12 protein-coding genes are annotated in these 17,082 nt (G+C 67.2%); 4 read left to right on the top strand and 8 right to left on the bottom strand.

The window, feature by feature from the left end; translation table 11 throughout:
• Positions 1-180: 180 nt before the first annotated feature.
• The 3 genes from KDW96_RS00405 to KDW96_RS00395 all read right to left on the bottom strand — a co-directional run bounded on the left by KDW96_RS00405 (position 181) and on the right by KDW96_RS00395 (position 6,290).
• Positions 181-3,849 carry a translocation/assembly module TamB domain-containing protein gene (locus tag KDW96_RS00405; RefSeq protein ID WP_255838423.1) on the bottom strand — a complete coding sequence of 1,223 codons (3,669 nt, stop codon included), beginning with the start codon at positions 3,847-3,849 and terminating at the stop codon, positions 181-183.
• Positions 3,846-5,573 (bottom strand): autotransporter assembly complex protein TamA, encoded by a 1,728-nt coding sequence (locus KDW96_RS00400; protein WP_255838422.1) that lies wholly within the window; start codon positions 5,571-5,573, stop codon positions 3,846-3,848. The genes KDW96_RS00405 and KDW96_RS00400 overlap by 4 nt, the downstream gene beginning before the upstream one ends.
• A gap of 75 nt (positions 5,574-5,648) precedes the next feature.
• Complete coding sequence (locus KDW96_RS00395) at positions 5,649-6,290, bottom strand: GNAT family N-acetyltransferase (RefSeq protein WP_255838421.1); 642 nt, start codon at positions 6,288-6,290, stop codon at positions 5,649-5,651.
• Between the two features lie 146 nt (positions 6,291-6,436).
• Between KDW96_RS00395 and xthA the strand changes: the two genes are divergently transcribed.
• From xthA to KDW96_RS00380, 3 genes are all read left to right on the top strand, one after another.
• Complete coding sequence (gene xthA, locus KDW96_RS00390; protein ID WP_255838420.1) at positions 6,437-7,249, top strand: exodeoxyribonuclease III; 813 nt, start codon at positions 6,437-6,439, stop codon at positions 7,247-7,249.
• Between the two features lie 139 nt (positions 7,250-7,388).
• The gene (locus KDW96_RS00385; protein ID WP_255838419.1) at positions 7,389-8,771 is read left to right on the top strand and encodes a substrate-binding domain-containing protein; all 1,383 of its coding nucleotides are present in this window, start codon (positions 7,389-7,391) and stop codon (positions 8,769-8,771) included.
• 169 nt (positions 8,772-8,940) lie between these two features.
• Positions 8,941-9,936, top strand: a complete 996-nt coding sequence (locus KDW96_RS00380; protein WP_255838418.1) for a TerC family protein — start codon at positions 8,941-8,943, stop codon at positions 9,934-9,936.
• A gap of 30 nt (positions 9,937-9,966) precedes the next feature.
• Here the strand turns inward: KDW96_RS00380 and KDW96_RS00375 are convergent, their stop codons facing one another.
• Positions 9,967-11,196 (bottom strand): acyl-CoA dehydrogenase, encoded by a 1,230-nt coding sequence (locus tag KDW96_RS00375; protein WP_255838417.1) that lies wholly within the window; start codon positions 11,194-11,196, stop codon positions 9,967-9,969.
• A 157-nt stretch (positions 11,197-11,353) separates the two neighbouring features.
• Here KDW96_RS00375 and KDW96_RS00370 point away from each other — a divergent pair, with 157 nt between their 5' ends.
• Positions 11,354-12,286, top strand: coding sequence for a LysR family transcriptional regulator (locus tag KDW96_RS00370; RefSeq protein ID WP_255838416.1), 933 nt, complete (start codon positions 11,354-11,356; stop codon positions 12,284-12,286).
• Positions 12,287-12,348: 62 nt separating this feature from the next.
• Here the strand turns inward: KDW96_RS00370 and gntR are convergent, their stop codons facing one another.
• From gntR to KDW96_RS00350, 4 genes are all read right to left on the bottom strand, one after another.
• Positions 12,349-13,368 (bottom strand): HTH-type transcriptional regulator GntR, encoded by a 1,020-nt coding sequence (gene gntR / locus KDW96_RS00365; protein WP_255838415.1) that lies wholly within the window; start codon positions 13,366-13,368, stop codon positions 12,349-12,351.
• A 118-nt stretch (positions 13,369-13,486) separates the two neighbouring features.
• Positions 13,487-14,500: a TRAP transporter substrate-binding protein gene (locus tag KDW96_RS00360; RefSeq protein WP_255838414.1), complete on the bottom strand. Its 1,014-nt coding sequence runs from the start codon at positions 14,498-14,500 to the stop codon at positions 13,487-13,489.
• 74 nt (positions 14,501-14,574) lie between these two features.
• Positions 14,575-15,852, bottom strand: a complete 1,278-nt coding sequence (locus KDW96_RS00355) for a TRAP transporter large permease subunit (RefSeq protein ID WP_255838413.1) — start codon at positions 15,850-15,852, stop codon at positions 14,575-14,577.
• Positions 15,853-15,915: 63 nt separating this feature from the next.
• Complete coding sequence (locus tag KDW96_RS00350) at positions 15,916-17,001, bottom strand: gluconokinase, GntK/IdnK-type (protein WP_255840596.1); 1,086 nt, start codon at positions 16,999-17,001, stop codon at positions 15,916-15,918.
• Positions 17,002-17,082: the final 81 nt, after the last annotated feature.

The following is a 17,082-nucleotide window of genomic DNA, read 5'->3' as shown; positions in this document are numbered from 1 at the left end:
CCTTCGTCTGGCTGTTCACGCCGCCGAGCGCTCGGCCCCGGCCTTCGCCGGAGCGCAATGGGCGACGCTGCGTTGGCATTCCCGCCGACGCCCGAAAGCGCGTCCGCGGCAACACGCCTGCGTACTGCGCGCAGGCCTGTTAGAACACTCTAGTCCAGGGCAGTGGCGGGTGGCGCGCGGCTAGAAATCGCGCCGGTAGAACAGGTCCAGGGAGCTGGCCAGGCCGCTGGCAGCCTCCAGGTAGAGGCGCTTGCTCAACTGGTAGCGCAGCGCCAGGGTATTGGCCGGCTCGAACACGCCGACGCCGTAGCGCAGGCTCAGGCGTTCGGAGAGATTGCCGCTGGCCACCACGCTGGTGGTCACCCCGCTGCCCTCGCTGTCGAGCTGGAAGTCTTCGATGCCCAGGCGCTGGGCCAGGCCGCCGGTCAGCGGCGAGCTGCCGGCCAGGCCCATGGCCAGGGCCGCCTGGGCCAGCATGTTGCTGTCGCCGCTGCCCTGCCCCTGCGGTCGGCCCAGTACCAGATAGGACAATGCCTGCTCCTGGCTCATCGCCGGTTCGGAGAACACTTCGCTCCTGGGCTGGTCGGCGCGGCCGCTCAGGCGCAGGCCGGCGACCACCTGGTCGACCCGGCGAATCGCCTCGACATCGAGGAACGGCTGGTCGATCGGCCCGGCGAACAGCAGGCGCGCGCGGCGAATGGTCAGGCGCTGGCCGTAGGCGCGGAAGCGCCCGTTGTTCAGGTTCAGCTCGCCGCGGGTGTCGAGGTCGTCGCCGATGTGCACGCGCCCGGCCAGGTCGGCCTTGAGGCCGAAGCCCTGGAAGCTCAGACGGTCCTGGCCGACCTCCACGTCGATGTCCATGGCGATGGCCGTCGCCGGGCGGGTGCTCTGCTCCTCGCCGACTATCACCGCGTCGTCCGATACCTGCACCGTGGACGGCGGCAGCTCGCGAATCAGGATCTTGCCCCGGGGAATCGCCACCTTGCCGGCCAGGGCGAGTCGCTCCTGGGCCAGGCTCAGCCGCAGGTCCGGCTCGACCTCCAGCTCCGCGTAGGGTTCGATGCTGACCGGCAGCCGTGTACCGCTGACACGCAACTCGCCCTGCAAGGTGTCGGTCCAGGCCAGCTCGCCACTGAGTTCGCCGCGGCCCTGCTCACCGCTGCGCCAGCCACCCGCGAGTTGCAGCCTGTCGCCGGCGATGCGCGCCTGCAGCTGCAGCTCTCGGAAGTTGCTCGGCAGCTGGCCGCCGCTGATCTCGCCGTCGCGGAGCTGCACCAGTCCCTCGACCCGTGGCGCCAGCAGCACGCCGCCGAGGGTGCCGCTGCCTTCCAGGCGCCCGGCCAGGTGCTCGACCCGGGGCACGAAGGGCCGGGCCATAGCCAGATCCAGATCCCGCAGGTGGAAGCCGCCGGACAGTGGTTTGTCGGCCGGTCGCGGATCGAGCTGGGCCTGCACCGACAGCTGGCCAATCTTCGGCCCCCGCAGCTCCAGGCGCGTGTCGATGCGCTCGGGGCGCAGCTGGCTGTCCAGGCGCAGCTCGTCGTAGGAGAACTCCAGCCAGCGCTCCTGATCGCGAATGCGCCAAATGCCGCCGCCGGCATCGACCCGGACCTGACCGCGCGGCCCGGCCGCCGGCAGGTCCAGGGCGATCTCGGCATCCAGCTGGCCCTGCCAGGCGAAGTCCTTGGGCAGCCAGGGGCCGAGGCTGTCGAGGGGAAAGTCGGCCAGGCGATAGCGGATCTTCGGTTCGGGCAGCAGCCGCTGTTGCTCGCCGCACAGGCTGGCGGCGCCGGAGCGCCAGCAATGGGCACCGAGGTCCAGACGGCCATCGGCCTGGCGTACCAGGCTGGCCGGCTGCTGCAGGCGCCAGTCCTGGCCGCCGCTCTGCACCTCGCCACTGCGCAACTGGCCGCGCCAGACGCCGCCCTTCAGCTCGCCCGCCAGGGCCAGGGCGCTATGCAGGGTTGGCCCGGCGAGCTGCAACGCCAGTTGCTGGCGAAGGGCATCGCCACGACCTGTGGCGGTCAATTGCCCGAGTTCGGTCTCGCCCAGGGCGATGCCATCAGCCTGCAGCTCGAGGCGCGCCTGCTGCTGGGCATCGAGCCGGGCGTCCAGCTGCAGGCGCTGCACACGCCGGTCGGCGAAGGCCAGCTGGCTGCCTTGGGCCTTCAGCTGGCCCTGGGGCGTCTGCAGGCTGCCGGCGAGATCCAGTTGGCCCTGCAACTGGCCGCGCAGCTGCGGCCACAACTGACCGAGGCGCGGCAGGTCCAGCTGCAACTGGCCGTTGAGGCGCTGCTGCAGCTCGCCTCGACCGTGGATGCGGTTGTCGCCCAGGCGCAGATCGATCTGGTTCAGGGACCAGTGCTCCCCGGCCCCACTGGCCCGGGCTTGCAGGCGCGCCGGTTGACCGCGCAGGCGGCCCGTGAGGGCGATATCCGCCTCCAGGCTCAAGTGCCCGTCCCGCAGCTCGCCATCGCTGTTCAGCGGACCGGCCAGCTGACCCGGGAGTTCGGCCAGCCAGTAGGCCGGGTCGAGGTCGGTGAGCTGCAGGCGGGATTTCCAGCGCAGGACCTCGGCAAAGCCCAGGTTGAGCTGACCCTCGGCCCGGCCCTGGCCGGCCTGCAGGCGCAGCTCGGGCAGAAACAGCTGCTGCAAGTCGCCGCTGAGCGGACTTTGCAGGCTGAAGGGACCGGCCGGGCCTTGCAGCTCGGCGCTGAAGTGGCCGAGGTAGTTGCCACTCTGGTAGGCCAGTTCGCCCTGCAATTTGCGCAGGCTCACCGGCGGTTCGTCTACCTGGGGCAACAGGCGGCGCCAGGGAAAATCCTGCCAGTCGAAACGAGTGTCGAGGCTCAGTGCTTCCTGCCAGTCGACCCGCCCGCTGAGCTGCAAGCGCTGTTCGGCACTGGCGCTGAGGCTGAGGTCGGCGACATCGGCGCCTTGGCCATCGACCCGGCCGTCCAGCGCCAGAACCAGCGCCTCGCCCTCGCCCGGCAACTGGGCCCTGCCCCTGACCCGATAGCCGTCGGCCAGATTGCCACCCGCCTCTATCTCAAGCGCGTCCAGGCGCAGGGTTTGCGGCAGCTCGCCGCTGGCCAGGAACGCATCGGCCGTCAGGCGTGCGCTGGCCGGCAGGTTCGCCGCCAATGGCTGCACTTGGCCGACCAACCGGCCCTGCAGGTAGCCGGTGCTGTCGGCGCTCAGCTGCAGGCTGCCGAGCAGGTCGCCGTCCACCTGCAGCGCCAGTTGCCAGTCGCGTTGCGCGGGCGCTGGCAGTTTGAGGTGCCCGCTGGCGCTCAGCGGCCAGTCGCCGCCGGGCAGCAGGCGGCCCTGCAGTTCCAGGTGCAGCTCGCCCTGGCGCAGCGCCAGCCTGCCGATCTGCAGGCCCTCGGCCTGCCATTGTGCAGACAGCTGCAGCCCTTGCAGTTGATCATTGCCATTGACCAGCAGGCGGTCGATGCGCAGTTCGCCGAGGCGCACGGCCAGGGGCAGTTGCAGTTCCGGCAGCGCAAGTGGCTCGCTACTGTCCTCGTCTGTCGATGGCAGGTGCAGCTCGACTCGCTCGGCCTGCAGCCGCTCGATGCACAGGGTCAGGTGCCACAGGCAGCGTGGCGACCAGGCCAGCATCGGCGCATTCAGGCTCAGCCGCGTCTCGCCGCGCCGCCAGTCCAGCGCCTCGGCCTGCCAGCTGCCGCCCAGCCGCCCGGTGAATCCGCTCACCTGCAGGCCGGGTACCCGCTCCAGGGCCCAGCGGCTGCCCGCCTGGCTGCCGAGCAGCCAGGCCAGTGCCACCAGCGTCAGGCCGATGACAGCCAGCAGGCCGTAGCCGCCATAGCGCCAGCCTCGCCTCACAGCTCAGGCCCCATGGAGAAGTGCAGGCGCACGCCGCCCTGCTCATCCAGCGGATGGGCCAGGTCCAGGCGCAGCGGGCCCACCGGCGACACCCAGCGCAGACCGATGCCCACCGCGCTCTTCAGGCTGGAAAAGTCCAGTGAGTTGAAGCTGTTGCCCTGATCGATGAAGGTCGCCAGGCGCCAGCGTTCGGTGAAGCTGTATTGATATTCGGCGCTGACGGCGAACAGGTAGCGCCCACCGATCTTGTCGCCCTGGGCATTCTCCGGCGACAGGCTCTGGTAGTCGTAGCCCCGCACGCTCTGGTCGCCGCCGGCGAAGAACCGCAGCGAAGGCGGCACGGTCGCGAACCCCGTCGACTCGGTGGCGCCGAGCTGAACCCGGCCGAGCAGGCGATGTTTCTGTCCGAGGGTGGTCAGGCCCTTGACCAGCACATCGCCATGCACCACGTCGGCGTCGGACAGCAGTCCCCGCTTGGCCACGGCCAGGTCGAACTGCAGGCGATAACCCTGGTTGGGGTCCAGCTGGTTGTCGCTGTGCAGGTAGGCGTAGCTGACGCCCGGCATCAGCAGGGTACTGAGGCCGGCGTCGTCGCCGAGGCGAAACTCTTCATGCCGCCACTTCAGCGAGATCACCCGCTGCCAGCCGCTGTCCCGCCGGCTGTGCCATTCCGGGCCGAGGGTCAGCAGGCGACTGAGGCTGTCGGTGTCGGCCAGTTCCTCGTACTGATAGCCACCGGCGTAGCGCAGCTTGTCGGTCAGCGGTGGATCGCCCGGCACGTCGTACCACAGGCCGACGTTCTGCCGCGGCATCGACAGCTCCATCTCGGCGCCGTAGCTGTGACCCTGGGGATTGTCCCAATAGCGCGTCCAGTTGGCCCGGCCGCGCACCCCGACATCGGTAGAAACGCCCAGACCCAGGCCCAGGCTGCGCGGCTTGCGCACCTGCAGCTGGACCTCGACCGGAATGGTCTGGGCTTCGGCCATGGCCGGGTTGGCATCGACCTGCACCGTCTCGAAGTAGCCGCTGGCGCGCATCGCCTGGTACAGCTCGGCGATCAGCTCGGAGTCATAGGGGCTGTCGGCCTCGAAGGGCACCATGCGCTGCAACAGTTCCGGGTCGAACGGCGCATCGCCGCTGAAGCTCACGGTGCCCAGCCGGTAGCGCGGGCCGCTGTCGTAGACCAGTTCGATATCGGCCACCCCGGCGGCCGGGTCGATGCGCAGGCGCTGGCGGGTGAAGCGCCCGGCGAAGAAGCCATAGCGCGAAGCCTGGTTCTGGATGTGCCGCTTGGCGGCGTCATAACGCCCGTGATTGAGTACCGCGCCGCTGCGCAGCCCCTCATCGCTGGGCAGGCGGAAGGCCTTGAGCTGGCTGGCCGGCCCCTCGATGCGCAGGGTCACTTCGCGCAGGCGCACCGGCTCACCGGCGTCGATGCGAATAACCAGCCGATGGGGATCACCGGCGATTACCTCGCTGGCGATCTGCGCCTGGTAGTAACCCAGTGCCTGTGCCGCCTCGCGGGCCTGGGCCTCGGCGAACCGGCGATAGCGCTGCAGCGACTCGGAGTCGCGTTCGCCCAGCGTGCCGATATGACCTTCGACATTTTGCCTCAGGGCCTTGTTGGCGGGCTGCACCTGCACCTCCAGGCGCGCCTCGGCGAGCGTAGCGGCACTGAACAGCAGGAGCACCAGAGCGGCGCAGAATCTGGAGAAGGCGGTCATAGCGCCGATGCTAGCACGCGGCGCCCCGGCCAGAGCCTGGGGCCGAGCGCGGCGATGGAGCGCGACGCGCTGGCGTCAGGCGCTGGCCTTGACCGCCGGTTGCGGATTGGGGTGGAAGAACACATGCTCGACGATCGGCCCGATCGCCACCTGGCCGACCTCCTGATACCCCTGGCGCTGGTAGAACGCCAGGTAATGCTCATCGCCGGTGTCGAGGACCACACCGCGGGAGCTGCCGTCCTCGGCGCACCAGTTGTGCACGGCTTCGAGCAGTTGCTCGCCGAGGTGCTGGCCCTGGAATTCCGGGTGGACACCGAGCAGCGGCAGCAGGTGGTAGGCGCCCGGTGGCAGGCAGGCCAGCACGGCATCGTGGTATTCCAGGTAGCGCTTGGTGCAGCGGAACCCGGCAGTCAGCAGCATGCGCATGCGCCAGGCCCAGCTTTCGGTGATATCCATGCGTCGCTGGGGCGGCGCGATCAGTGCCATGCCGATCAGGCGGTCATCGATCAACAGGCCCAGCGCCGGCAGGTCTTCGCTGAAATGTTGCTGCACCAGCTCGCGCACCGTGGCTCGCACGCGCTGGTCATAGCCGGGCCGCTCGGCCTCGAACAGGTAGGCGAAGGTGGGCTCATGGCGGTAGGCGTGATACAGCAGCGAGCGCGCCTCGCGCGCGTAACCGCCATCGAGCTGACGAATTTCGGCTGGGCTGTTGGACATAGGCGCGACCTCTGTTGTTATAGGAATATCTGGCCTAGGGCCACGGTAGCACCGCAGCCCATCGCCCGCCAGGCGACTGGCCCCGGCCGGGCTGGATCGGCTAGCATTCCCGGCTTTCCAGCCAGAAGCTCCAGGACCTGCCGCCCATGAAGATTGTTTCCTTCAACATCAACGGCCTGCGTGCGCGCCCCCACCAGCTGGCGGCGTTGATCGACAAACACCAGCCGGACGTGATCGGCCTGCAGGAGACCAAGGTCGCCGACGAGCAGTTCCCCGAGGCCGAGATCCGCCAGCTCGGCTATCACGTGCACTACCACGGCCAGAAGGGCCACTACGGCGTCGCCCTGCTCTCGCGCCAGGCCCCATTGGCCCTGCACAAGGGCTTTCCCGATGATCCTGAGGACGCCCAGCGTCGCTTCATCTACGGCACCTTCGCCGATGCCCAGGGCAACCCGGTGACCGTGATGAACGGCTACTTTCCCCAGGGCGAGAGTCGCGATCACCCGCTCAAGTTTCCGGCCAAGCAGCGCTTCTACGCCGACCTGCAGCAGTTGCTGCGCAGCCAGTTCCAGCCGGATCAGCCGCTGGTGGTGATGGGCGATATCAATATTTCCCCCGAGGACTGCGATATCGGCATCGGCGAACCGAACCGCTTGCGCTGGCTCAAGACCGGCAAGTGCAGCTTCCTGCCGGAGGAACGCGAGTGGCTGGCGGAGCTGAAGGACTGGGGCCTGGTGGACAGCTTCCGCCAGCTCAATCCGGCTGTGAGCGACCGCTTCAGCTGGTTCGACTACCGCAGTCGCGGCTTCGAGGACGAACCCAAGCGCGGCCTGCGCATCGATGTGATCCTCGCCTCCCGAGCCCTGCAGGAGCGGATCAAGGACGCCGGTATCGACTACGAACTGCGCGCTATGGAAAAGCCCTCGGACCACGCGCCGATCTGGTTGGAGCTGGGCTAGAGCATCGCCCGGGCGGCGCGATCTTTATTGGATCGATTTGCCGCCCCGTTCACACGCCAACCTCTCGTCGTCATATTTCTGTCATCTAGCTGTCTTATCGTCGCGGCATCCTCATCCACCCATACAAGGTGTCTGTCGCATGCCGCGCGCCCTGCCCGCCCGTGATCGCGAAACCTGGAGCCGACTCGCAACCTCGCTGTTGCTCGGCTTCGCCTGCTGCTTCCTGCCCGGCTCCGGCTTTGCCGCCCTGCCCATAGCCGCAGAAGACGGCACTGTGCTGCGTATCCAGGGTTCCAACACCATAGGCGCGAAGCTCGGCCCGGCACTGGTCAAGGGCCTGCTCGAGCAGCAGGGTCTGAGCGCGATCAGCGTGGCACCCGGCAAGGCGGACAACGAGCAGCTGATCACCGGCAAGACCGCCGATGGCCGCACGGTCAGCATCGAGGTGGCCGCCCACGGCTCGAGCACCGGCTTCGTCGCCCTGCAGCATGGCAGCGCCGACCTGGCCGCCTCCTCGCGCCCGATCAAGGACGGCGAGGTCAGCGCCCTGGCAACACTGGGCGATCTGAAAAGCCCCGGCGCGGAGCAGATCATTGCCATCGACGGCCTGGCGATCATCCTGCACCCGGGCAATCCCATCGACGCCTTGCGCACCGACCAGCTGGCCCGGGTATTCGCCGGGGAAATCAACGACTGGGCGCAACTGGGCGGTCGCCCCGGCGCGATCAAGCTGTACGCACGCGACGACAATTCCGGCACCTACGACACCTTCAAGGAACTGGTCCTGGCCGCCAACGGCAAGGCACTGGCCGCCGGCGCCCGGCGTTTCGAGTCAAGCGAGCGGCTGTCCGACCTGGTCAGCCAGGACCCGCAGGGTATCGGCTTCATTGGCCTGCCCTATATCCGCCAGGCCAAGGTCCTGGCCATCGCCGCAGGGCAATCGCAGGCCATGGCGCCGAGCGAGACGCTGATCGCCACCGAAGACTACCCACTGTCGCGCCGGTTGTTTCTGTACAACCAGCCGGAGCTGGCCAACCCCTGGGCCAAGGCGCTGGTGAACTTCGCCCACAGCCCGCGCGGACAGGCCATAGTGGCGCAGAACGGCTTTATCGCGCAGACCGTGCAGGCAGTGCAGGTGGCCCCCAGTCAGGGCATGCCGGCCGCCTACCAGACCCTGGCCCGCGAGGCCAAGCGGCTGTCGGTGAACTTCCGCTTCGCGGAAGGCAGCGCCAGCCTGGACAACAAGGCCCAGCGCGACCTCGAGCGGCTGCTCGAGTACGTGAGCAGCCAGGACAAGCTGCGGCACAAGGTCGTGCTGGTCGGCTTCGGTGACCCCAAGAGCGATTCGGCCCGGGCCGAGCTGCTGTCCAAGCTGCGCGCCATGGCCGTGCGCCGTGAACTGGTGCGCCAGGGCGTGGTGCTGCGCGAGGTCATCGGCCTGGGCGATGAGTTGCCGGTGGCGGCCAACGATGCCGACGAAGGGCGGATCAAGAACCGCCGGGTCGAGGTCTGGGTCTACTGAGTAGCCCCCGCGTCAGCCGCCCGGAACCGGGGCGGCCGTTTGCTGGACAGCCGTTTCCCCTCTAGCCTTATCTGCAGTGGCACCGGGCCCCTCTGGCGGTGATTTCTCACCGTGATGTCGGCGTCACCAAGTTGATTCTCAACTTAGGCGGACACAGCAGGGAGGGCCTATGACGATGCTTGAAACCCTTATCTCGACCCCCTTCCTCGGCACCCCCGGCTGGTTCTGGCTGGCCTTCGCCGGGATCGTCATCGGCCTGCTGGTGTTCGACCTGGGCGTGCTGCACCGCGAACAGCATGAAATCGAGATGCGCGAGAGCCTGCTGCTCTACAGCGGCTATTTCAGCGTGGGCATGGCGTTCGGTGGCTGGATCTGGTGGCAGCTCGGGGCGAGCAAGGCGCTGGAGTTCTACACCGGCTTTCTGGTCGAGCAGTCGTTGTCGATGGACAACGTATTCGTCATGGCGGTGATTCTGGGGTTCTTCAACATCCCCCGGCGCTACCAGCACCGGGTGCTGTTCTGGGGCATCATCGGCGTGGTGGTGCTGCGCGCGCTGATGATCGGCCTGGGCACCGCACTGGTACAGCGCTTCGACTGGGTGCTCTATCTGTTCGGCATATTCCTGCTGCTGACCGGGGTGAGAATGTTGTTCAGCCGCGAGGAACAGCATCCAGACCTGGCACAGAGCAAGCTGTTGGATTTTCTCAGTCGGCGCCTGCGCGTCACCGACGTCCTGCATGAAGGCCGGTTCCTGGTCAGGCTGGGCGACCCGGTCACGGGCAAGCAGCAACTGCACGCCACCCCGCTGTTACTGGCCCTGGTGCTGATCGAGCTGGCCGATCTGGTCTTCGCCGTGGACAGCGTGCCGGCGGTGTTCGCCATCACCCAGGACCCCTTTATCGTCTACACCTCGAACATCTTCGCGATTCTCGGCCTGCGCGCCCTGTACTTCGCCCTGGCCTCGCTGATGCACCGCTTCATCTACCTGAAGTACGCCCTGGCACTGGTACTGATCTTCATCGGCAGCAAGATCTTCCTGCAGGATGTGCTGGGCCACGTCCCTGCCCTGCTCTCCCTGACTGTGACCTTGGGGCTGCTGGCCGGTGGCGTTTTGCTGTCGTTGCTGAAGACCCGCCACCGCAAGCACGACCGCCGGGCCGATTGAACCTGGCGTATCGCCATTCCGGCAGCCCGTTCAGCGACTGGCTTTCATCGCCTCGCGGGGCATGTACTTGCCGATCTCGAACTTGCCGATCGCCGCGCGGTGCACCTCGTCCGGGCCATCGGCCAGGCGCAGGGTGCGCTGCATGGCGTACCAGTAGGCCAGCGGGAAGTCGTTGGACACCCCGGCGCCGCCGTGCATCTGGATGGCCCGGTCGATCACCTTGAGCGCCACGTTCGGCGCCACCACCTTGATCTGGGCGATCTCGCTGGCGGCGATCTTGTTGCCCACGGTGTCCATCATGTAGGCGGCGTTGAGGGTCAACAGGCGCGCCATGTTGATTTCCATGCGCGAGTCGGCGATCAGGTCGATGTTGCCGCCCAGGCGGGCCAGGGGTTTGCCGAACGCGGTGCGGCTGGTGGCGCGCTCGCACATCAGCTTGAGGGCGCGCTCGGCCATGCCGATCGAGCGCATGCAGTGGTGGATGCGCCCTGGGCCCAGGCGGCCCTGGGCAATCTCGAAGCCACGTCCCTCGCCGAGCAACACGTTGTCGTAAGGCACCCGCACGTTGTCGAACAGCACCTCGGCGTGGCCATGGGGGGCGTCGTCGTAACCGAACACCGGCAGCGGGCGCAGCACCTTGACCCCGGGGGCATCCATCGGCACCAGGATCATCGAGTGCTGCTGGTGGCGCGGCGCCTCCGGGTTGGTCAAGCCCATGAAGATCATCACCTTGCAGCGCGGATCGCAGGCGCCGGAAGTCCACCACTTGCGGCCGTTGATCAACCATTCATCGCCCTCGCGCACGGCGCTGGCTTCCATGTTGGTGGCATCCGAAGAGGCCACGCCCGGCTCGGTCATGGCGAAGGCCGAGCGGATCTCGCCACTGAGCAGCGGCTGCAGCCACTGCTGCTTCTGCGCCTCGTTGCCATAGCGCACCAGCACCTCCATGTTGCCGGTGTCCGGCGCGGCGCAGTTGAACGGCTCGGCGCCGATCAACGAGCTGCCCATGATCTCGGCCAGCGGCGCGTACTCGGTGTTGCTCAGCCCGGCGCCCAGCTCGGAGTCCGGCAGGAACAGGTTCCACAATCCCGCCGCCTTCGCCTTGGTCTTGAGCTCTTCCATGATCGCGGTTGGCTGCCAGCGGTCGCCTTCTGCCACCTGCTGCTCGAACACGGCCTCGGCCGGGTAGACATGATCCTCCATGAACGCGCTGACACGTTCACGCAGATCCTGGACCTTGGGGGAGTAGGCGAAATCCATGGGGAGCTACCTTCTGACGGAGTTTTGGACAGGCTTGATACGTTGAAAGGGATGCTAGAGCAGGGTTTCGGATTTATCTAACCTATTTTCGTCGTGTATAAACATTCATCACCGATATATGATCGACCGCTACGGACCCCCTCGGAGCTCGCAAGGAATGAATCTCAACAAGGTCGACCTCAACCTGTTCGTCGTCTTCGATGCCATCTACACCGAGGCCAATCTGACCCGCGCCGGGCAGATCGTCGGCATCACCCAGCCCGCGGTGTCCAATGCCCTGGCCCGCCTGCGCGAGACCTTCAACGACCCGCTGTTCGTGCGCACCGCCCAGGGCATGGTGCCAACGCCGATGGCGCAGAACATCATCGGCCCGGTGCGCAGTGCGTTGCAGCAGTTGCGCATCTCGGTGCAGGAAAGCCGCACCTTCAACCCGTCCCAGGCGGGCAAGACCTACCGCATCAGCATGACCGACCTTTCCGAGGCGATAGTCCTTCCGCCGCTGTTCCAGCGCCTGCGGCGCCTGGCGCCGCAGTTGGTGATCGAGAGCATGCTGGCGCGGCGCCGCGAGACCACCAAGGAACTGGCGGCCGGGCGCCTGGATTTCGCCGTGGATGCGCCGCTCAACACCGACCCGCAGGTGCGACACGTCAAGTTGTTGGAAGATCGCTATGTCTGCGCCATGCGCCAGGGTCATCCGCTGGCCAAGGATAGGATCAGCCAGGACGAATACCTGGCCCTGACCCACATCCACATCTCCAGCCGCCGCAGCGGCCTCGGCCACGTCGACCTGGCCCTCGGCAAGATCGGCCTGCAGCGCAAGATCGCCCTGCGCTCGCAGCACTACCTGATGGCCACCAACGTGATGCAGAGCACCGACATGGTGATGACCGTGCCGGAGCGCTTCGCCCGGCGCAACGCGCTGCATTTCGTCGAGTTGCCGGTGAACGACGTGCCGACCCTGGAAACCCACCTGTACTGGCATGAAAGCACCGACCAGGACCCCGCCAACCGCTGGATGCGCGAACAGATCATCGAGATCTGCCAGCAGGTGGCGACCCAGGAGAGGCAGCAGCCGAAGGTCGAGGCCTGAACCGGCAAGCGTCGAAAAGCAAAAGCCCCGCATCAGCGGGGCTTTTACCTAACGGCTGGAACTCAGGCGCTGTCGCGCAGCACCACCTCGAAGCCGACGTCGATACGCCGGCTCTGCGGCTGCTGGCCGCGCATCAGGCTCATCAGCATCTGCGCCGCCAGTTCGCCGACCCTGCCGCGGGTGGTGCGCACCGTGGTCAACGCCGGGTGCACCCAGGCTGCGGCCGGCAGGTCGTTGAAGCCGGCGATGGCCAGCCGCTGGGGCACCGCCAGATCCAGCTGGCGGGCGCGAAACAGTGCGCCCATGGCCAGGTCGTCGTTGTTGAAGAACACCGCATCGATCTGCGGCTGCTGCTGCAGCAGGCGATCGAGCAGGTTGGCGCCCAGACCGATGGACGACAGCTCCGGGGTCAGCAGTTCCAGGGATGGGTCATGGCGCCCGGCTTCGCGCATCGCCTGGCGGTAGCCTTCGGCGCGCTGCAGGGTACGCGGGTCGAGCTGGGCGGCGGCGAAGGCAATCTGCCGGTAGCCCCGCTCGATCAGCGCGCGGGTCATGGCGGCCCCCGCTTCCTGCTGGGAGAAACCGACGCAGTAGTCATCCTCGGCGTCGCTCAACTCCATCATGCTGACGATCGGCCCGCGGTACCCCCCGAGAATCTCCCGCGCCGCATCGCTGCGCTCGAAACCGGTGAGCAGCAGTCCGGCCGGCTGGTGCGCCAGGTAGGCGCGCAGCAGGCGCTCGTCCTCTGCCGCGCGGTAGTGGCTGACGCCGAGCATCATTTCGAAACCGGCCGGCATCAGCACCCGCTGGATCGCCTCGGCGGTGTCGACGAACACCGAGTTGGACAGCGAGGGAATGATCACCGCGACCAGGTTCGAACGCGAACTGGCCAACGCCCGTGCCGCCGAATGGGGCACGTAACCGAGCTCCTTGACCGCCCGCACCACCTGCTCGCGCAGGGCGTCGGAGACCATATCCGGCTGCGACAGCGCCCTTGAGGCGGACATCAGCGAGCAGCCGGCGGCCTTGGCCACATCGGACAGGGTGACGCGTTCGGCGGTGCGACGTCGACGCTGGCTCATGAAAGGTCCCCGGACAAGAAGCCGGCGATTCTACCAGCTGAAGAAAAGTGCGGGGTACGCCGCCCTGTGCCGGCGCCATGCAACGACCGATTCATCTGGCGTACCCCGCGAAAACCCATCAGTTCGCGGCCTTGGCGGCCTCGGCCTGGACCTGATCGAACAGCTCCTGACCCACGGTGTCGACCACCTGCTGAATCGCCGGCTTGGCGATTTCGCGCATCTGCTGGATCTGCTCGGCGCTGATTTCGTTGACCTGCATGCCATTGACCTTGAGCTGGGCCAGGGCCTTGGCCGCTTCGGCGCGGGTGTCCTGGCGCTCGAAGTCACGGGCCTTGATCGCCGCCTGCAGGATGATCGCCTGCTCGCTCTGCGACAGGCCGTCCCACCAGCGCTTGGAAGCGGTGACGATCCACGGGCTGTACACGTGATTGGTCACGGTCAGGTACTTCTGCACCTCATAGAACTTCGACGAGAGGATGGTGTTGAAGGGGTTCTCCTGGCCATCCACCGCCTTGGTCTCGAGCGCGGTGAACAGCTCGGAGAACGGCAGCGGCACGGCGTTGGCGCCCATCAGCTTGAAGGTCTCGAGGTAGACCGGGTTGGGCATGACCCGCAGCTTGATGCCGGAGAAGTCCTCGATCTTGGCGATCGGCCGCACGTTGTTGGTCATGTTGCGAAAGCCGTTCTCCCAGTACACCAGACCGACCAGACCCTGCTCTTCCAGCTTGTCCATCACCTGACGACCGACCGGGCCATCGAGCACGGCGTCGGCCTGCTGCTCGCTGCTGAACAGGAACGGCGTGTCCCACACCGCCATTTCCTTGCTGATGCCCACCAGGGTGGCGGTCGAACCGACCATCATTTCCTGGGCGCCACCGATCAGGGCATTCTGCATCTGGTTGTCGGCGCCCAGGCTGGCGGAACCGAAGGTGCGGATCTTCAGCTTGCCGTCGGAGGCCTTGGCCACTTCCTCGGCAAACAGCTTGGCGGCGCGGCCCTGGTTGCTGTCCTCGTTGAGGCCGTAACCGAAACGGATCATTCGCGAGCGGATTTCATCGGCCTGGGCGGTGAGCGTGGCCAGGGGGCTGAGCAGGGTGGCGGCGGCGAGGCCGGCGATCAGGAAGCGTCTCATGGGGCTGGTACCTTTGTTGTTGTGGATGAGTACGGGTTGGGGCCGCAGGCCCCGGGTGGGTTGCGGAATGTGACTCAGCGCAGCCATGCCAGCGGCACCGTGACGATTTCCGGCACGGCGATCAGCAGCACGACTATCGCCAGGTAGATCAGGAAGAACGGCATCACGCCGCGCACCAGCACATCCATGCGCAGCCGGCCGATGCCGCCGACCACGTTGAGCACGGTGCCCACCGGTGGGGTGATCAGGCCGATGGAGCCGATCAATACGAACATCACACCGAAGTACACCGGATCGACGCCGGCCTTGACCGCGATCGGCGCCAGCACCGGGGCCAGGATGAGGATGGTCGGCGTCAGGTCCAGGACCATGCCCACCGCGATCATCAGCAGCATGATCGCCGCCACCAGCAGTCGCGGATGGTCGGCCAGGGGGCCGAGCATGGCGGCGATCTCGTCCGGCAGTTGTGCCAGGGTGACCATGTAGGCCGACACCGTAGCCGCGGCGCAGAGGAACATCACCGAGGCGGTGGTGCGGCTGGCACGGGTCATCGCCTCTACCAGGGCGTTCCAGTTCAGCTCGCGGTACAGCAGGGTCGACACGCCCAGGGCGTAGACCGCCGCGACCACGGCCGCCTCGGTCGGGGTGAAGATGCCGAAGCGCAGGCCGCCGACGATGATCACCGGCAGCATCAGCGCCGAGGCGCCATCGACCAGCGTCGCGCGGCGCTCGGCCTTGCTCGCCTTGGGCGGGGTCGGTTCGGTGAAGCCGCGGGCGATCAGGCTCCAGGCCAGGATCAAGCCGCCGCCCATGATCAGCCCGGGCACCAGACCGGCCATGAACAACTGGCTGATCGAGGTATTGGTCACCACGCCATAGATGACGAAGGGCATCGACGGCGGAATGATCGGCGCGATGATGCCACCGGCCGCCACCAGGCCTGCCGAGGCGTGCAGCGGATAGCCGCGCTGGCGCATCATCGGCAGCAGCAGGGTCGCCAGCGCCGCGGTGTCGGCCAGGGCCGAACCGGACATGCTGGCCAGCAGCACCGCCGCGGCGATGGCGACGAAGCCCAGACCGCCGCGCTTGTGACCGACATAGGCCTGGGCCATGGCGATGATGCGCTTGGAGATGCCGCCGGCGTTCATCAGCTCGCCGGCGAGGATGAAGAAGGGCACGGCCAGCAATGGGAAGCTGTCGGCGCCGGCCAGCAGGTTCTGCGCCAGCAGCTGCACGTCCCAGAACTCCAGGTACCACATCAGCGCCGCGCCGGTGAGGATCAGGGCGAAGGCGATCGGCATGCCGAAGGCCATGAAGCCCAGCAGGGATGAAAGGAAAACCGCGACGGTCATCGGTGGGTCCTCGGTGGGCAGTGCCCGCTGTTGTTATTGGAAAGTTCGCGCTGCACGGTCGATTCAATCGACCGTGACATTGGCCAGCGCACTGGGCAGGGGCTGGGGGCGACGCCAGACGTTGACCAGCTGCGCCAGGGCCAGCAGCCCCAGTACCGCCATGCAGGCCAGCACCGGCAGCATCGCCAGCGCCAGGGGATAACCGACAACCGGGCTGGAGATGCGCCAGCCGAACTGCAGCTGCTGCCAGGCGCCCCAGGTCGCCAGACCACTGGCCGCGGCCACCAGCAGCCAGCTGGCCGAGTCGATCAGCAGTCGTGCGACCCGCGGGAAGCGGTCGCGAATCAGGGAAAAGCTCATCAGCTCGCCCCGGCGCATGCTCGAGGCCACACCGACGAACACCAGCCAGACGAAGGCCAGGCGCGACAGCTCCTCGGCGCCGGACCAGCCCGAGTCGAACACATAGCGCAGCACCACGTTGCCGAACACCACCAGCACCATGAAGCCCATCAACAGCGCCATCAGCCCGTCGGTCAGGCGGTCGAACAGCCGTGCCAGGCCGCCGGCGTAGATCGGCTCACCGGTGAGATGGGCCCCGCTGTCGCTGGTAGCGCTATCAAATTCAGTAGCGGAAAGATCCACCCGCTCGGCCATCTCGACCTCCGCGGCGTTGCTGCGCACCCAGTTACAGACCTGCTCGATCACCGCGGCACGGCTCTGGCTGCCATCCACCGTCAAGGTGCCAAGCTCACCGGTCGGCGCTTCCAGGGTGGCGAACTGGCTGTCGACCAGCGAGGTCGGCATGAAATGGCCGGGCCGCGCGCCGACGCGTTGCAGGGCGGTGGCGTGGTCGATATGCAGGTGGGCGAAGCGCAGCCCCGGTACCGCAGCGCGCAGGCGCTCGCGATAGCTGAGCTTGAGCGCCGAACAGGCCAGCACGAAACCCTCGCCGGCGGCCTGGGCGACCTGCATCTCGCGGATCAGCGCGTCCAGCCAGTGCACACGGTCGGCATCGCTGAGGGGCGTGCCGGCGCGCATCCGCTCGACGTTCTCCTGGGGATGGAACTGGTCGGCCTCGATGTGCCGCCAGCCGAGTGCGGTGGCGACGGCCTGACTGATATCGCTCTTGCCGGAGCCGCTGACGCCCATCACCACCAGGGTGCGGTCAGTCGGCAGGACGCCATGAGCAGAAAGGCGAGTATTCATCGGATCTCCAACACGCCATCATCG

The organism is Pseudomonas benzenivorans, from assembly GCF_024397895.1.
Taxonomy (GTDB): Bacteria; Pseudomonadota; Gammaproteobacteria; order Pseudomonadales; family Pseudomonadaceae; genus Aquipseudomonas; species Aquipseudomonas benzenivorans_A.
The sequence above is the reverse complement of the archived record's forward strand: the minus strand, read 5'-3'. Positions and strand labels throughout refer to the sequence as shown.

Excerpts from the sequence above, each read along its gene's own strand:
- KDW96_RS00370 (WP_255838416.1), top strand. The coding sequence starts at position 11,354 with ATGAATCTCAACAAGGTCGACCTCAACCTGTTCGTCGTCTTCGATGCC.
- KDW96_RS00350 (WP_255840596.1), bottom strand. The coding sequence starts at position 17,001 with ATGGGCGTCAGCGGCTCCGGCAAGAGCGATATCAGTCAGGCCGTCGCC.
- KDW96_RS00375 (WP_255838417.1), bottom strand. The coding sequence starts at position 11,196 with ATGGATTTCGCCTACTCCCCCAAGGTCCAGGATCTGCGTGAACGTGTC.
- xthA (WP_255838420.1), top strand. The coding sequence starts at position 6,437 with ATGAAGATTGTTTCCTTCAACATCAACGGCCTGCGTGCGCGCCCCCAC.
- KDW96_RS00395 (WP_255838421.1), bottom strand. The coding sequence starts at position 6,290 with ATGTCCAACAGCCCAGCCGAAATTCGTCAGCTCGATGGCGGTTACGCG.
- KDW96_RS00380 (WP_255838418.1), top strand. The coding sequence starts at position 8,941 with ATGACGATGCTTGAAACCCTTATCTCGACCCCCTTCCTCGGCACCCCC.
- KDW96_RS00385 (WP_255838419.1), top strand. The coding sequence starts at position 7,389 with ATGCCGCGCGCCCTGCCCGCCCGTGATCGCGAAACCTGGAGCCGACTC.
- KDW96_RS00355 (WP_255838413.1), bottom strand. The coding sequence starts at position 15,852 with ATGACCGTCGCGGTTTTCCTTTCATCCCTGCTGGGCTTCATGGCCTTC.
- gntR (WP_255838415.1), bottom strand. The coding sequence starts at position 13,368 with ATGAGCCAGCGTCGACGTCGCACCGCCGAACGCGTCACCCTGTCCGAT.
- KDW96_RS00360 (WP_255838414.1), bottom strand. The coding sequence starts at position 14,500 with ATGAGACGCTTCCTGATCGCCGGCCTCGCCGCCGCCACCCTGCTCAGC.
- KDW96_RS00400 (WP_255838422.1), bottom strand. The coding sequence starts at position 5,573 with ATGACCGCCTTCTCCAGATTCTGCGCCGCTCTGGTGCTCCTGCTGTTC.